Origin of the sequence: Stenotrophomonas sp. AB1(2024), assembly GCF_037482345.1 — a bacterium.
Classification (GTDB): domain Bacteria; phylum Pseudomonadota; class Gammaproteobacteria; order Xanthomonadales; family Xanthomonadaceae; genus Stenotrophomonas.
In genome coordinates this window covers 1,332,649-1,346,109 of record NZ_JBBHKO020000001.1, presented here as the reverse complement: position 1 = coordinate 1,346,109, position 13,461 = coordinate 1,332,649, and the positions used below count along the sequence as shown (strand labels likewise).

Genomic DNA, 13,461 nt, shown 5'->3' with positions numbered 1-13,461 from the left:
GTTTACGTCCCGTCAGTAGACTGGGCAACCACGCGAACGAATCCGAGAGTTTAAACCACCGCCCCATGTCGAAGCTCGATCGCTATCTCCTGCGTGATTTCGTCCAGAGTTTTCTGGCCACCCTGATCGTATTGCTGGTGGTGAGCGTGGGCGGGGTACTGGTGGACATCCTCGGCAACATCGCCGATGGCCGCCTGCCTGCCCGCCTGCTGTTCTCCCAACTGGGCCTGCAGTTCATCGTCTACATGCCGCTGATCCTGCCGCTGGCGCTGATGCTGGGCCTGCTGCTGGCCACGGCCCGGCTCTATCGGGACTCGGAAATGGCGGTCCTGACGGCCATTGGCGTCGGCCCCAAGCGGCTGCTGCGACCGGTGCTGATGCTGGTGCTGCCGGTGGTGGGGCTGGTCGGGCTGTGCTCGCTCTGGCTGGGCCCCTGGGCCGACCGGACCAGTGAGCAGATGATCGCGAGCGCCAACAAGAGCCTGGTCATGGCCGGGCTGGAATCGGGCAAGTTCACCCTGCTGCCCAATGGCGGGGTGGTCTATCTGTCCTCGGTGAGCGCCGATGGCACCGGCCTGGGCCGCGTTTTCCTGCAGCGTGTCCGCGAGGACCGGATTGAGGTGGTCTCCGCCGAGCGCGGCAGGATGTTCTTCGAGGGCGACCGCCAGCGTTACCTGCAGCTGGAAGCGGGCCACCAGATCCAGGGGCCGATGAACGGGGCCCTGGATTACCGGCTGATGACCTTCGCCCGCAATGACGTGGCCCTTCCCGATGGCGCCGATACCCGCGAGCAGGACGATCCGGAATTGCTGTCGACCGGCCAGCTGTTCGGTGACACCCGGCCGGAGGCGCAGGCGCAGCTGCACTCGCGCATCACCCCGCCGCTGATCGCGCTGGCGTTTGCGCTGATGACCGTGCCGCTGGCGCGCAGTTCGCCGCGCCAGCAGCGCTATGGCCGGATGATGTTGGCCTTCCTGGCCTACATGGTCGGCATGAACTTCATGTTCATCGGTACCCGCTGGATCGCCGATGGCAAGCTGCCGGGGAGCGTGGGGCTGTGGTGGTTGAGCCTGCCCCTGCTGGCCCTGGCCATCTGGATGTATCTGCGCGACGGCAAGCTCTCGCGCCCGCGGAGGACCGCATGAAGCTTCACCCGATGCGGTTTGACCTCTATCTGGGCCGGGCGGTGTTCGGCACCGTGCTGCTGACCTGGGCGGTGCTGACCGGCCTGGACGTGGTGATGGCGTTCTCCGGTGAGTTCAAGGACGTGGGCAAGGGCGGCTATACGCTCGGCCATGCGGCGGCCTGGGTGCTGTACACGGTGCCACGCCGGGCCTACACGTTCTTCCCCACTGCGGCGGTGATCGGTTCGCTGATGGGGCTGGGCCAGCTGGCCGCCACGTCCGAGCTCACCGCGCTGCGCGCGCTGGGGCTGTCGCGCAAGCGGCTCAGCGTCTCCGTGGCGATTGCGTTGTCACTGATGACGGCGGTCATGGTGCTGAGCGGCGAAACGCTGGCACCCTGGGCGCAGGACCGTGCCGACAACATCAAGATCAGCGCGAAGTCGGGGCAGAGCCTGTCCGCCTCGCGTTATTCGGGCGTCTGGGTGCGTGAAGGCGACATCTTCCTCAACGCGACCAGCGGCGAGGAGCAGTTGTTGCCCGGCGGCGGCACGCGGCTGGTGCTCAGCGACGTGCGCCTGTACCAGATCGCGCCTGACGGAAAGGTTGCGTCCCTGACCCATGCCGGCACGGTCGAGCACAGCGCTGACGGTTGGACGCTGAACAAGGTGCGCCGCGATACCTTCGGCGAGCGTTCGGCCACACGCACCACCGCTGAAACCGAGAAGTGGGACTCGCAGCTGGATGCGGGCGCGCTGGCCACCGGGTTCTCCAAGCCGCGCAACCTGGCCGCGCGCGATCTGCGCACCAGCATCGAGTACCGCAAGCGCAACGGGCTGGACGCGCGCGATTACGAAGACATCTACTGGAGCCGCTGGTTCTACCCGCTCAACGTGCTGGCGCTGTGCCTGGCGGCCGTGCCGTTCGCGTTCGGTTCGCTGCGCAGCGGCGGCATGGGCAAGCGCCTGTTCCTGGGCATCCTGTTCGCGCTGGGCTTCTGGCTGCTGCAGCTGTTCTTCGGGCGCATGGCCGGTGCGCTGAAGTTCGATTACCGCATCGCCTATGCGCTGCCACCGATCGTGATGCTGGTGGTGTCGGGGATGTTGTTCCGGCGCAAGTCGGGTTGACCCGGAAACCGGGTCAACCCGACGGTAGCGCCGGCCGTTGGCCGGCCCAGGCGGTTCCCGTTGCGTCCTTATTGCTTCGACAACCTCACCATTCGGGTGCCGCTTGCGCGGTCGTGCCACGTCAGACGCTGGCGATCAACCAACGCCCACCACAAACCCAGACCCCCCAGCAGCACCGACAGGGTACCCACCGCATAGCGCAGCCATAGCTGGCGTCTCGTGGGCGAGGTGCCATCGGCACCTGCCACCTGCAACCGCCACGGCCGCATGCCCAACGTCTGGCCACCGCGCCGCCAGCTTTCGACGGCGTACACACCGGTTACCACCCAGCAGCACAGCCACAGCACCCACTGCAGCGCACTGAACGGGGCGATGTTGTCGCGCGCGGCGTGGCCGGTGGCGTAGCCGGTGGTGAACAACGCGCCGACCAGCATCCACAGCGCCAGCGCCGGGAAGAAGTCGTAGACCAGCGCCAGCAGCCGCCACAACAGCAGCGATGCAGGGCGGGCGGTGTCGGTTGCCACGGCGGTGGGTGTGCTCATGCGCCGAGCATACCTTCGCCCGCTTCCGGTTTGGATGGTCGCCGCCGGCCCGCCTGTATCCTGTGTACATGGCTGACACCTCCACCCCCGCCGCCCGCCGCCAGCTGGTGCAGCACCTGCCCGAGCTGCGTGATGCCGACAACGCGCTGATCCAGCGTTTCTTGGATGGGGTCTGGGCCGAGCAGGGCCTGGCCCGGGCCAGCCTGGACAGCTACCGGCGCGACCTGGAAGGACTGGCGCGCTGGCGCGCTGGCGCCGGCAACGGCCTGGCCGGGATCGACCGCGCGGGCCTGTTCGACTACCTGGCGTGGCGCGCGCGCCATGGCTGGTCGCCGCGCAGCAACGCACGGCTGCTGTCGGCGCTGCGCGCCTTCTTCGCCGATGCGGTGCGGCGTGGTCAGCGCAGCGAAGACCCCAGCGCGCTGCTGGATCCGCCGCGGTTGCCACGACTGTTGCCCAAGGCGCTGGCCGAAAGCCAGATCGATGCGCTGCTGGCCGCCCCGGACGTGGCCCAGCCACTGGGCCTGCGCGACCGCGCCATGCTGGAGCTGATGTATGCCGCCGGGTTGCGCGTGAGCGAACTGGTGGAGCTGCCGGCCAACGCGGTGAACCTGCGCCAGGGCGTGCTGCGGGTGACCGGCAAGGGCAGCAAGGAACGGCTGGTGCCGCTGGGCGAGGAATCCCAGCACTGGCTGGAACGTTACCTGCGCGAAGCGCGGCCACAGCTGGCCGGTACGCGCACGGTGCCGGCGCGCGACGGCGAGGTGCCGCTGTTCCTGGCGCCGTCACTGCATCCGCTGAGCCGCCAGCAGTTCTGGGCGCTGGTGAAGAAATACGCGGTACTGGCCGGCATCGACCCGGTGCGGATCAGTCCGCATGGCCTGCGCCACAGTTTCGCCACCCACCTGCTCAACCGCGGCGCCGACCTGCGCGCGCTGCAGATGCTGCTCGGCCACAGCTCGCTGTCCACCACCCAGATCTACACCCTGGTGGCGCGCGAGCACCTGCAGAAGCTGCATGCCAAGCACCACCCGCGCGGGTAGGATCGCCCCCTCAGGCGCTGGATTCACCCGGTCGCCAGTCGCGCGCCAGGCTTATCGCGCGGGGCTCGCCCAGCCGCGGCGGTTTCGGCGGGGCTGGGCCGGTGGGCAATGGCTGTGCCAGCCACGACGCATGGCGGTCGGCGGTGTCCGGGGCGACCGCCCCGTCGGTTGCGACCCGCCAGCTGGGGCCGTCGGGGTTGGTCAGCATTGCCCGCCGCAGGTAGCGCACCACGTCCCACTCCGGACCTGCCTGGCCTGAACCCACCGGCGCACGCGCCTGCAGACCGTCGAAGACCGCTGCAATCGCCTCGGACTGCCGCAGGGTGGGATCTGCCTCGGCCATGAGATCGGCAGTGGCCCGCACTTCCGCGCGCAGCTCCTTGAGCACATTCAACCGGCCGCTCCACACGTCGCCGGCCAGCTTCTCCATGGCGCGTTTCTGGAACTGTTCGATGGACGTCACCGAAGTCCGGGAGGTGACCGACGTGCGTGACGCCAGCGACTCCAGCGACCCGGAGAGACTGCGCGGGCCGGACACCGGCGACGGGTTGCAGATGCGGGTCAGCATGTTCTGCATGGATACGCTGTGCGCCATGGCCGATCGATCCTGATACAGCTTCTGGTGCAGGTCGGTCAGGTAGCGGCTGCGGTTGTCCAGCTGCTTTTCGGACACCTGGCCCCGCTGCCAGGCCTGGGTCAAACGCGCCTCCCGGTTCTGGATCGCGATGACGGCCGCGTCGAAGCGGCCGTTGTTGGGGGAGCGGACACTCAGCTCCACCTTGGCTGCCGTGCTGCCAAGCTGTGCCTTGAACCAGAGCAGTGGGGAAGGAATGCGCATGCGGCCGGGAATCGATTCGGGGGATGGAATCATCCCCGTACGGGGCGGCGGCGACTTTCAGAAATCCCTCGGCCTCACAGGCTTCACCCGGGCGGCTGTGCGAGAATCCGCCCACTCTCTTCCGTGGATGTACAGATGCGTCGAGTTCTTACCGTGGCCCTGTTCGGTGCGCTCAGCCTGACCGCCTGCGCCCAGCCGGCCGCCCCCGGTGCCACGCCGGGCGGCAAGCCGGGCAGCAACGCTGCCGCCCCTGCCGCCAAGGGCAATGCGGATGCCGACCAGACCGTGCGCAGCGCGCTGGCCGGGCTGGACCCGAAGTTCAAGCCGGACTACATCGGCGCCGCGCCGTTCCCCGGTTTCCGCGAGGTGCTGGTCGGTGGCCAGGTGCTGTACGTCTCCGACGATGGCCGCTACCTGATGCAGTCGCAGCCCTACGACATCCAGAACCGCGCGCCGGCCAGCAGTGCCGGCCTGCTGGCCTACCGCAAGGCGCTGCTGGACAAGGTGCCGCGTGGCGAGCGGATCGTGTTCGCGGCCGCCAAGCCGAAGCACACCATCACCGTGTTCACCGACATCGAATGTGGCTACTGCCGCAAGCTGCATCAGGACCTTCCCGAGCTGAACCGGCAGGGCATCACGGTCGAGTACCTGGCGTTTCCGCGCATGGGCCCGGGCAGCAAGGATTTCACCGACATGATCTCGGTCTGGTGCGCGGCCGATCGGCGCCAGGCGCTCACCCATGCCAAGCAGGGCCAGCCGGTTGCCCCGAAGAACTGCACCAGCCCGGTGGCGATGCAGTACAACCTCGGGCAGCAGGTCGGCGTGAGCGGCACCCCGGCGGTGTTCGCCGCCGATGGCACCCAGCTGGGCGGCTATGTGCCGCCGGCGCAGCTGCTCAAGGCGCTGGAGCGCCAGGCAAACTGAGCCAGCGCCGCGTTGGATCACAGGGTCCGAAGCGGCGCCTCACGCCAGGTCGAATCGTCGACTACGTCGCCCAGCAGTCGTACGCTGATCGCTGTCGGAGTCGTCGTCGGGGTAGGCGCCCTCGGCGGGCATGTCCAAGGCGGCGGTATCCAGCGTCGCGATCGTGATGGGCAGGTCGTCAGTGGCAATGGACAGGCCGTCGTTGGCAGTGCCCCCTCCGGCAGCCGATCTGGATTCGCCGAACAGATCGGCAGTGCTCCTGTCGCAGCGCGGATCCAGGAAGTCTCGCAGTGCGCTTCCGGCGCCGAAACCGTGGTGCAGCCAACTGTGGTTGTCGGGCAGCAGGCTTGTCCGCGCCGCGCCGGCCTCGGGTTGCCCTGCCTGGACGGAGGCCATGGCGGGGCGTGCCTGATCCAGATTGCGCCAGTTCCCGACCCACGCGGGCGGGCGCGTGGCGTTGAAGGGAAGGGATGGCGCGCCTGCGCGGGACGCAGGCCCGGACCGTGGCGGGTCGAATGAATTGCGGAGCCCTTCGCGGCCTTTCTTCCACTCCCGGTTGGCGTTGCGGATGGCGGTGAGGATCGGTGTCTTGAGGGCGCGTCGGCCTTCGAGGGTCTTTTGCGCGTGCCGGTTGCCGAGGGCGGCGCGGATGCACAGCAGGGCGGTGGGGGTCCGCATGGGATACAAGGCGCCATGAAAAGAAGGAACGCCACTATTCAAAAGGCAGTCCCCGTTGGCTTCCAGAAAATGCTCAGGTCCGGACGCGCCTGCACGTCTGGGTCGCTTTCAGTCGTGATTGCCCCGTCCTTGCGCGGGCGACGCAAACCAGTGGCGTTGCGCGTTTGCGATCTCCTCTTCCTCGCGTTCGAAGCGAAGACGGAATGCCGTCAGCTCCTCGACGGTGTAGTTGTCATCGCCGAAATCGCTGCCCCAGTCCTCCCCATCACTGGATGCGTCCGCCGGGGTGGGGATCGTGTTGGTCACGTCACGCAGGGGCATTGGCTGTCTGGCAGCGGTGCCGGCCGTTGCGTGAAGCGGCGCCGAGGTCGTCGACGGAGCACGTTCGGCGTTTGAAATCCCATGCGGCGTCAAGGCACGCTGGGGCGCGGTCCGACGTTCGGGTGCGGTCGCGCGTACGGGACGCGGCGGTATCGGTGGCGGTCGGCCGGCAAGGGGCAAGGGCATGTGGGCCTCCCAAGGCGGCCGTCAGTCATCTGCCGCATATTCTGTCGGCTGCACTCGCGCGACACTTTCAGGAACGTGTCAGTTCATTGCAGTTACGTCATGCATGGCGGCATGCAGGTGCGCCCGGGGCACCGCGGCCCCGGGCGCGGTCGCGCTTATTTCAGGCCATTGCTGATCGTGTTGACCAGCGTGCCCTGGGTGTCATCGCCGCTGAACTCCCAGAAGAACGCGCCGCCCAGTCCCTGGGTTTTCACGTAGCCCATCTTCTCGGTCACCAGCGCCGGGGTGTCGAAGCTCCAGAACGTGGTGCCGTTGTAGCTCCAGGTGGCCCGTGCGTTGGCGTCGGTGAAGACCGGGTGGTTGAGGTTCTTGAGCACCTTCCAGTCTTCGATGCCGGCCTCATAGGTGCCCGCCGCCGCGCTGCCGCTCTGGTACAGGCCGTTGTTGACGTTGGGCACGTTGGTCCAGCCGCGACCGTAGAAGCCGATGCCCAGGTTGAGCTTGCTGGCCGGCACGCCACGGGCGATGAAGGCTTCCATCGCATCGTTGCTGTTGTACAGCCTGGTGTCACCGGTGGAGGGGTCGGCCGGTGAATCGAACAGCGCCGAATGGTGGCCGGTGATCGGATCGAACGCACCGTGGAAGTCGTACGTCATCACGTTGATGTAATCCAGGTAGCCGTGATACGCCGCCGGATCGGTCACCCGGATCTTGTCGATGCCCGCGCCTACCGCCACGGTCAGCAACAGGCCCGGGCGCACTGCATCGAGCTGGCGGCGGAACTCGGCCAGCAGCGCGGTGAAGTTGGCGTTGTCGGCCGCCGTACCGCAGCTCAGCCCGCATGCCACCGGGTATTCCCAGTCGATGTCGATGCCGTCGAACACGCCCGCTGCCGCGCCCACGCCACCGGCGCCGTCTGTGACCGGCAGGTTGCCCTTGATGTAGGCGTCGATGCACGAGGCCACGAACGCCTGGCGGTTGGCCGGCTGCGCCGCACTGGAGAAGCCGCGCGACCAGGTCCAGCCACCCAGCGAGATCAGCACCTTCACGTTCGGGTGCTTGGCCTTGAGCTGCTTGAGCTGGTTCCAGTTGCCGCGCAGCGGCTGGTCCCAGGTGTCGGCGCTGCCACTGACGCTTTCACCGGCCTGGAAGGCCTTGGTGTAATCGGCGAACGCGTCGCCGCCGGCACCGCTGTTCGGGTCGGACGGCTGGGTGACGCCCACTTCGCAGCGGTTGTTGCGCACGTTGCCGAACGCGTAGTTGATGTGGGTCAGCTTGCTGGCCGAACCGCTGGTGTCGATGTTCCTGACCCGGTAGTTGCGCCCGTAGATGCCCCACTGGGTGAAGTAGCCGATCACCCGCTTGCTGCCTCCGTCACCGCTGCCTGTGGCCGTGGTCACGCTGATCGACGCGCTCTGTGCCGACGCGTTGCCGGCGTTGTCGCGCGCACGCACGGTGTAGGTATAGCTGGTGCTGGCGGTGAGCCCGCCGTCGGTGTACTGGGTGGCGCTGGGCGAACCGACCAGGCTGCCGTTGCGGTACACGTCGTAGCCGGCCACGCCGCTGCCGCCGCTGTTGTCGCTGGCCGCGTTCCAGGCCAGGTTCACCGTGGTGGCGGTCCTGGACGGCGCTGCCAGGCCGCCGGGTACGCTGGGCGGGGTGGTGTCGTTGCTGGCTGCGTTGACCGTCACGCTGACAGTGGCCGAGGAGGTCACCGCATTGTTGTTGTCGGTGGCCACGGCCTTGAAGGTGTGGGTACCCGCCGCGGCGTTGGCCCAGGTGACGCTGTAGGGGGCGCTGGTGTCGATCCCGAGCGACGTGCCGCCGCGGAAGAATTCGACCTTGCTGACGCTGCCATCGGCATCGCTGGCGTTGGCGCTGACGGTGATGGTGCTGCCGGCGCTGAAGCTGGCGCCGTTGGCCGGCGAGGTCAGGCTGACGCTGGGGGGCTGGTTGCTGCCGCCGCTGTCGCAGGCGCCCAGGTTGGTGTAGTACGGCGCGCCCGCCGGGTGGTCGGGTGGGGCATTCCAGATGTCCTGGTTGGCCCGGTACAGCACGCCGCCCTTCTGCAGGGTGCTGCCGGCCAGGTAGATCACGTTGCCATTCCACTCCGGCACGCCGCTGCAGCTGGCCGCCAGGGCCAGGCCGGGGCTCAGCGCCGCCGAGCCCAGTGCCAGGGCAAGCAGCCAGCGACGGTGCCGGGCCGGGGAGCGGGGAGATAACGATGTCACCGTACTGCGCGCAATCGGGTCAGCCATGGTCGTACTCCGATCAGGTGGTGGGCGCTGGGCGGCAGGGTGCCGGCCAGCGTTGCAGCAGGTCCGGGGCCGGTGAGAGAGGCCGGCAACAGCAGAGGGGGCGGACACGTGGCCCGCCAGGCGGTGTGCCGGGCAGGTGGTGGCAACGTTGTCATGGTTTGCGGGGGCAATCCGTGCGCCAGCGCAAGGTTCGGGGTGCCGGTGCTTTCGTCCGGACCGGCGGCGGGCAGGCTGGAACCGATCCCGGGACCGACCACCGGCCGGCACGGACCGGTACAATAGTGGGCCCCGTCTCCAACCACGGTTCCCCGGACATGATGGTCCTCGAGGGCGCATCCGCCCTTTCGCCGTTCCGCCGCGAACGTCTTGAATCCCGCCTGCAGTCCCTGGCCGCCGACCTGCGCATCACCGGTGCCTGGCACGTGTACTTCATCCAGACCGAGGGCGATGCAGCCCCGGACCCGGCGATCCTGAGCCGGATACTGGAGGCCCAGCCCGCGCTGGCGCCGCAGGAAACAGGGGCAACCTCCCGCTTCGTGGTGCCGCGCCTGGGCACGCTGTCGCCGTGGTCGAGCAAGGCCACCGAACTGGTGCGTGGCGCCGGGCAGCCGATCCGCCGCGTCGAGCGTGGCCTGCGCATCGACCTGGCCGGGTGGCCGGCCGATGCCGTCGCCCGCGAAGCGGTGATCCGTGCGCTGCACGACCCGATGACCCAGTCGGTGCTCGACGATGCCGCCCAGGCCCAGGCGCTGTTCGCCGCGCCGGCCCGTGGCGAGCTGGAGCGGGTGGCGTTGGAGGATTTGGAAGCGGCCAACCGCCGCCTCGGCCTGGCCATGGCCCAGGACGAGATCGACTACCTGCGCCAGCGCTTCGGCGAACTGGGCCGCAAGCCGTCGGACGTGGAACTGATGATGTTCGCGCAGGCCAATTCCGAGCACTGCCGGCACAAGATCTTCAATGCCAGCTGGACCATCGATGGCGCCGACCAGGCCCACTCGCTGTTCCGCATGATCAAGAACACCCACCAGCAGACCCCGCAGCACACGCTCAGCGCGTACAGCGACAATGCAGCGGTGGTGGCCGGGTTCCCGGCGGCGCGTTATCGCCCCGATCCAGCCACGGGCGAATACCGCAGCGAAGCGGTGGTCGATTCGGCGTTCTGCATCAAGGTGGAAACCCACAACCACCCGACCGCGATCGCGCCGTTCCCGGGCGCCTCCACCGGTGCCGGCGGCGAGATCCGCGATGAAGGCGCCACCGGCCGCGGCGGCAAGCCCAAGGCCGGCCTGACCGGTTTCTCGGTCTCGCACCTGCGCATCCCGACCCTGCCGCAGCCGTGGGAAGCGCCGCGCGCGCTGAACCCGCGCATGGCACCGGCGCTGGACATCATGCTGGAAGGCCCGCTCGGCGGCGCCGCCTTCAACAACGAATTCGGCCGGCCCAACCTGCTGGGCTACTTCCGCAGCTTCGAGCTGCCTGAAGGCGAGGGTCTGACCCGCGCCTACGACAAGCCGATCATGCTGGCCGGTGGCCTGGGTGCGATCGACCAGGTCCAGGTAGAGAAGCTCAAGCTGCAGCCCGGTGATGCGGTGATCGTGCTCGGCGGCCCGGCCATGCTGATCGGCCTGGGCGGCGGTGCGGCCAGTTCGGTGGCGTCGGGCGAAAGCGCCGAGGATCTGGATTTCGCCAGCGTGCAGCGCGACAACCCGGAAATGGAACGCCGTTGCCAGGAAGTGATCGACCGCTGCGTCGCGCTCGGCCTGGACAACCCGATCCGCTGGTTCCACGACGTCGGCGCCGGCGGCTTGTCCAATGCCATTCCCGAGCTGCTGCACGACTCCGGCGTGGGCGGTGTGATCGACCTGGGCAAGGTGCCCACCGACGACCCGTCGCTGTCGCCGATGCAGCTGTGGTGCAACGAATCGCAGGAACGCTACGTGCTCGGCGTGCCGCAGGAGCGCCTGGCCGAGTTCGCCGCGCTGTGCGCGCGCGAGCGCTGCCCGTTCGCCGCCGTCGGCGTGGCCACGGCCGAAGAACGCCTGGTGGTCGCCTACGGCGCAACGGTCGGCAACATTCCGGCCGATGCCCCGATCGACCTGCCGATGGACGTGCTGTTCGGCAAGCCGCCGAAGATGCACCGCGACACCGCACACCCGCCGGCCCCGCGCTGGCCGGCGCTGAAAACCGGTGGCCTGGACCTGCACGACGCCGGCCTGCGCGTACTGGCGCACCCGTCGGTGGCGTCCAAGAACTTCCTGGTCACCATCGGCGACCGCAGCGTGGGCGGTCTGACCGCACGCGAGCAGATGATCGGTCCGTGGCAGCTGCCGCTGGCCGACGTCGCCATCACCCTGGCCGGCTTCGATACGCTTGCTGGTGAGGCGATGTCGATCGGTGAGCGCACCCCGCTGGCCCTGCTTGATGCCGCTGCTTCGGCGCGCATGGCGGTGGGCGAAGCGATCACCAACCTGTGCGCGGCCCCGGTCGATGCGCTGGAGACGGTCAAGCTCTCGGCGAACTGGATGGCCGCAGCCGGCCACAACGGCGAAGACGCGCTGCTGTATGACGCCGTACGCGCGGTGGGCATGGAATTGTGCCCGCAGCTGGACCTGAGCATCCCGGTCGGCAAGGACTCGTTGTCCATGCAGGCGCAGTGGAACGCCGATGGCCAGGGACACAAATCGGTGTCGCCGGTGTCGCTGGTGATCACCGCGTTCGCGCCGGTGGCCGACGCCAGCACCCAGCTGACCCCGTTGCTGGACCGCGATACCGACAGCGAGCTGTGGCTGATCGGCCTGGGCGCCGGCAAGCAGCGCCTGGGTGGGTCGATCCTGGCCCAGGTGCATGCCGACCACAGCGCGCTGCCGGCATTCGCCGGTGCCGTGCCGGACCTGGACGACCCGCAGCGCCTGCGTGCGTTCTTCGACCTGATCCGCGACGCGCGCCAGGCCGGCCTGCTGCTGGCCTACCACGACCGCAGCGATGGCGGCGCGTTCGCCGCGCTGTGCGAAATGGCTTTCGCCTCGCGCCAGGGCCTGGACATCACCCTGGATGCCTGGGGCGATGATGCGTTCCGCAGCCTGTTCAACGAAGAGCTGGGCGCGGTGGTGCAGATCGCCCGCGAAGACCGCGCCGCGTTCGCCGACCTGGTCGAGCGCCATGCGCTGACCGAATGCGCCCAGCGCATCGCACGCCCGACCACCGCACCGGTGGTGCGCGTCTCGCTGCAGGGCGAAAGCCTGGTGGAGTGGCGCTGGGAAGCGCTGTTCGATGCCTGGTGGTCGGTCACCCACGCCATGCAGAAGCTGCGCGACAACCCCGACAACGCCGACCAGGAGCGCGCCATCGCGCGCAGCTTCATCGCGCCGGGCCTGAAGCCGAAGCTCAGCTTCGACCTCAACGAAGACGTGGCGGCGCCGTACATCAACACCGGCGCGCGCCCGCGCGTGGCGGTGCTGCGCGAGCAGGGCGTCAACGGCCAGATCGAGATGGCGAACATCTTCGAACGCGCCGGCTTCACCTCGGTGGACGTGCACATGAGCGACCTGATCGCCGGCCGCGTGGACCTGGCCGATTTCACCGGCCTGGCTGCCTGCGGTGGCTTCAGTTACGGCGACGTGCTCGGTGCCGGTCGTGGCTGGGCGACGTCGGTGCTGGAGCGCAGCGCACTGCGCGATGCGTTCGCCGCGTTCTTCGCGCGCCAGGACAGCTTCGCGCTGGGCGTGTGCAACGGCTGCCAGATGATGAGCCAGCTCAAGGACATCATCCCCGGAGCGGAACACTGGCCGCAGTTCCGCCGCAATCGCAGCGAGCAGTTCGAAGCCCGCACCGCGTTGCTGGAGATCGTGGAGTCGCCCTCCATCCTGCTGCGGGGCATGGCCGGTTCGCGCCTGCCAGTGGCCGTGGCGCACGGGGAAGGCCAGGCGGTGTTCGCCAGCGCAGTGGACCAGGCCGCGGCCCGGGTGTCGTTGCGTTATGTCGATGGCGACGGCAACGTGGCCACCCAGTACCCGCTGAACCCGAACGGCTCGCCCGACGGCATCACCGGCCTGACCACCACCGATGGCCGCGTGACCATCATGATGCCGCACCCGGAGCGCACCCCGCGCGCAGTGAACCTGAGCTGGCGCCCGGCGGACTGGAACGGCGATTCGCCGTGGCTGCGCATGTTCCGCAACGCACGGGTGTGGTGCAACTGACGCACCGCACCCCACGGCGGCACGCCACGCGTGCCGCCTCCGCACACGTCCCGAAGCGGTAGCGCCGGCCGTTGGCCGGCCCACGCAGACACCGCCGCGTTCGCGCAATTCCGTCTTCACATCACACGTTGCCGATGTCGCAGCGCGCCATCGCGCACGCGCGCGCTTTTCGCGACGCAGGCGTATGGAAATGCTGCTCACGCATCCCCATCGGTGAAAGTCAC

The 13,461-nt window shown here is 68.6% G+C and carries 10 protein-coding genes; 5 read left to right on the top strand and 5 right to left on the bottom strand.

Annotation, left to right across the window (positions count from 1 at the left end; translation table 11 throughout):
• Positions 1–65 precede the first annotated feature (65 nt).
• Both lptF and lptG read left to right on the top strand, forming a co-directional pair.
• Positions 66–1,145 (top strand): LPS export ABC transporter permease LptF, encoded by a 1,080-nt coding sequence (lptF, locus tag WIX41_RS06370; RefSeq protein WP_339446260.1) that lies wholly within the window; start codon positions 66–68, stop codon positions 1,143–1,145.
• Positions 1,142–2,248, top strand: coding sequence for an LPS export ABC transporter permease LptG (gene lptG / locus WIX41_RS06365; protein WP_339446259.1), 1,107 nt, complete (start codon positions 1,142–1,144; stop codon positions 2,246–2,248). Before lptF ends, lptG begins: the two co-directional genes overlap by 4 nt.
• A gap of 68 nt (positions 2,249–2,316) precedes the next feature.
• Here lptG and WIX41_RS06360 read toward each other — a convergent pair whose 3' ends face one another.
• The gene (locus WIX41_RS06360; RefSeq protein WP_339446258.1) at positions 2,317–2,790 is read right to left on the bottom strand and encodes an RDD family protein; all 474 of its coding nucleotides are present in this window, start codon (positions 2,788–2,790) and stop codon (positions 2,317–2,319) included.
• A gap of 68 nt (positions 2,791–2,858) precedes the next feature.
• On the opposite strand from WIX41_RS06360, the gene xerD reads away from it, so the two are divergent.
• Complete coding sequence (gene xerD / locus WIX41_RS06355) at positions 2,859–3,833, top strand: site-specific tyrosine recombinase XerD (RefSeq protein WP_339446257.1); 975 nt, start codon at positions 2,859–2,861, stop codon at positions 3,831–3,833.
• Positions 3,834–3,843: 10 nt separating this feature from the next.
• Here the strand turns inward: xerD and WIX41_RS06350 are convergent, their stop codons facing one another.
• Positions 3,844–4,671 (bottom strand): hypothetical protein, encoded by an 828-nt coding sequence (locus WIX41_RS06350; RefSeq protein WP_339446256.1) that lies wholly within the window; start codon positions 4,669–4,671, stop codon positions 3,844–3,846.
• A gap of 135 nt (positions 4,672–4,806) precedes the next feature.
• On the opposite strand from WIX41_RS06350, the gene WIX41_RS06345 reads away from it, so the two are divergent.
• Positions 4,807–5,595, top strand: coding sequence for a thioredoxin fold domain-containing protein (locus tag WIX41_RS06345; RefSeq protein ID WP_339446255.1), 789 nt, complete (start codon positions 4,807–4,809; stop codon positions 5,593–5,595).
• A 39-nt stretch (positions 5,596–5,634) separates the two neighbouring features.
• On the opposite strand, the gene WIX41_RS06340 is transcribed toward WIX41_RS06345, so the two are convergent.
• From WIX41_RS06340 to WIX41_RS06330, 3 genes are all read right to left on the bottom strand, one after another.
• Complete coding sequence (locus WIX41_RS06340) at positions 5,635–6,273, bottom strand: hypothetical protein (RefSeq protein WP_339446254.1); 639 nt, start codon at positions 6,271–6,273, stop codon at positions 5,635–5,637.
• Between the two features lie 108 nt (positions 6,274–6,381).
• Positions 6,382–6,594, bottom strand: a complete 213-nt coding sequence (locus tag WIX41_RS06335) for a hypothetical protein (protein WP_339446253.1) — start codon at positions 6,592–6,594, stop codon at positions 6,382–6,384.
• 341 nt (positions 6,595–6,935) lie between these two features.
• A complete protein-coding gene (locus tag WIX41_RS06330) occupies positions 6,936–9,038 on the bottom strand; it encodes a glycosyl hydrolase family 18 protein (RefSeq protein ID WP_339446252.1) in 2,103 nt (700 codons plus the stop codon).
• Positions 9,039–9,352: 314 nt separating this feature from the next.
• Between WIX41_RS06330 and purL the strand changes: the two genes are divergently transcribed.
• Positions 9,353–13,237 (top strand): phosphoribosylformylglycinamidine synthase, encoded by a 3,885-nt coding sequence (gene purL / locus WIX41_RS06325; RefSeq protein ID WP_339446251.1) that lies wholly within the window; start codon positions 9,353–9,355, stop codon positions 13,235–13,237.
• Positions 13,238–13,461: the final 224 nt, after the last annotated feature.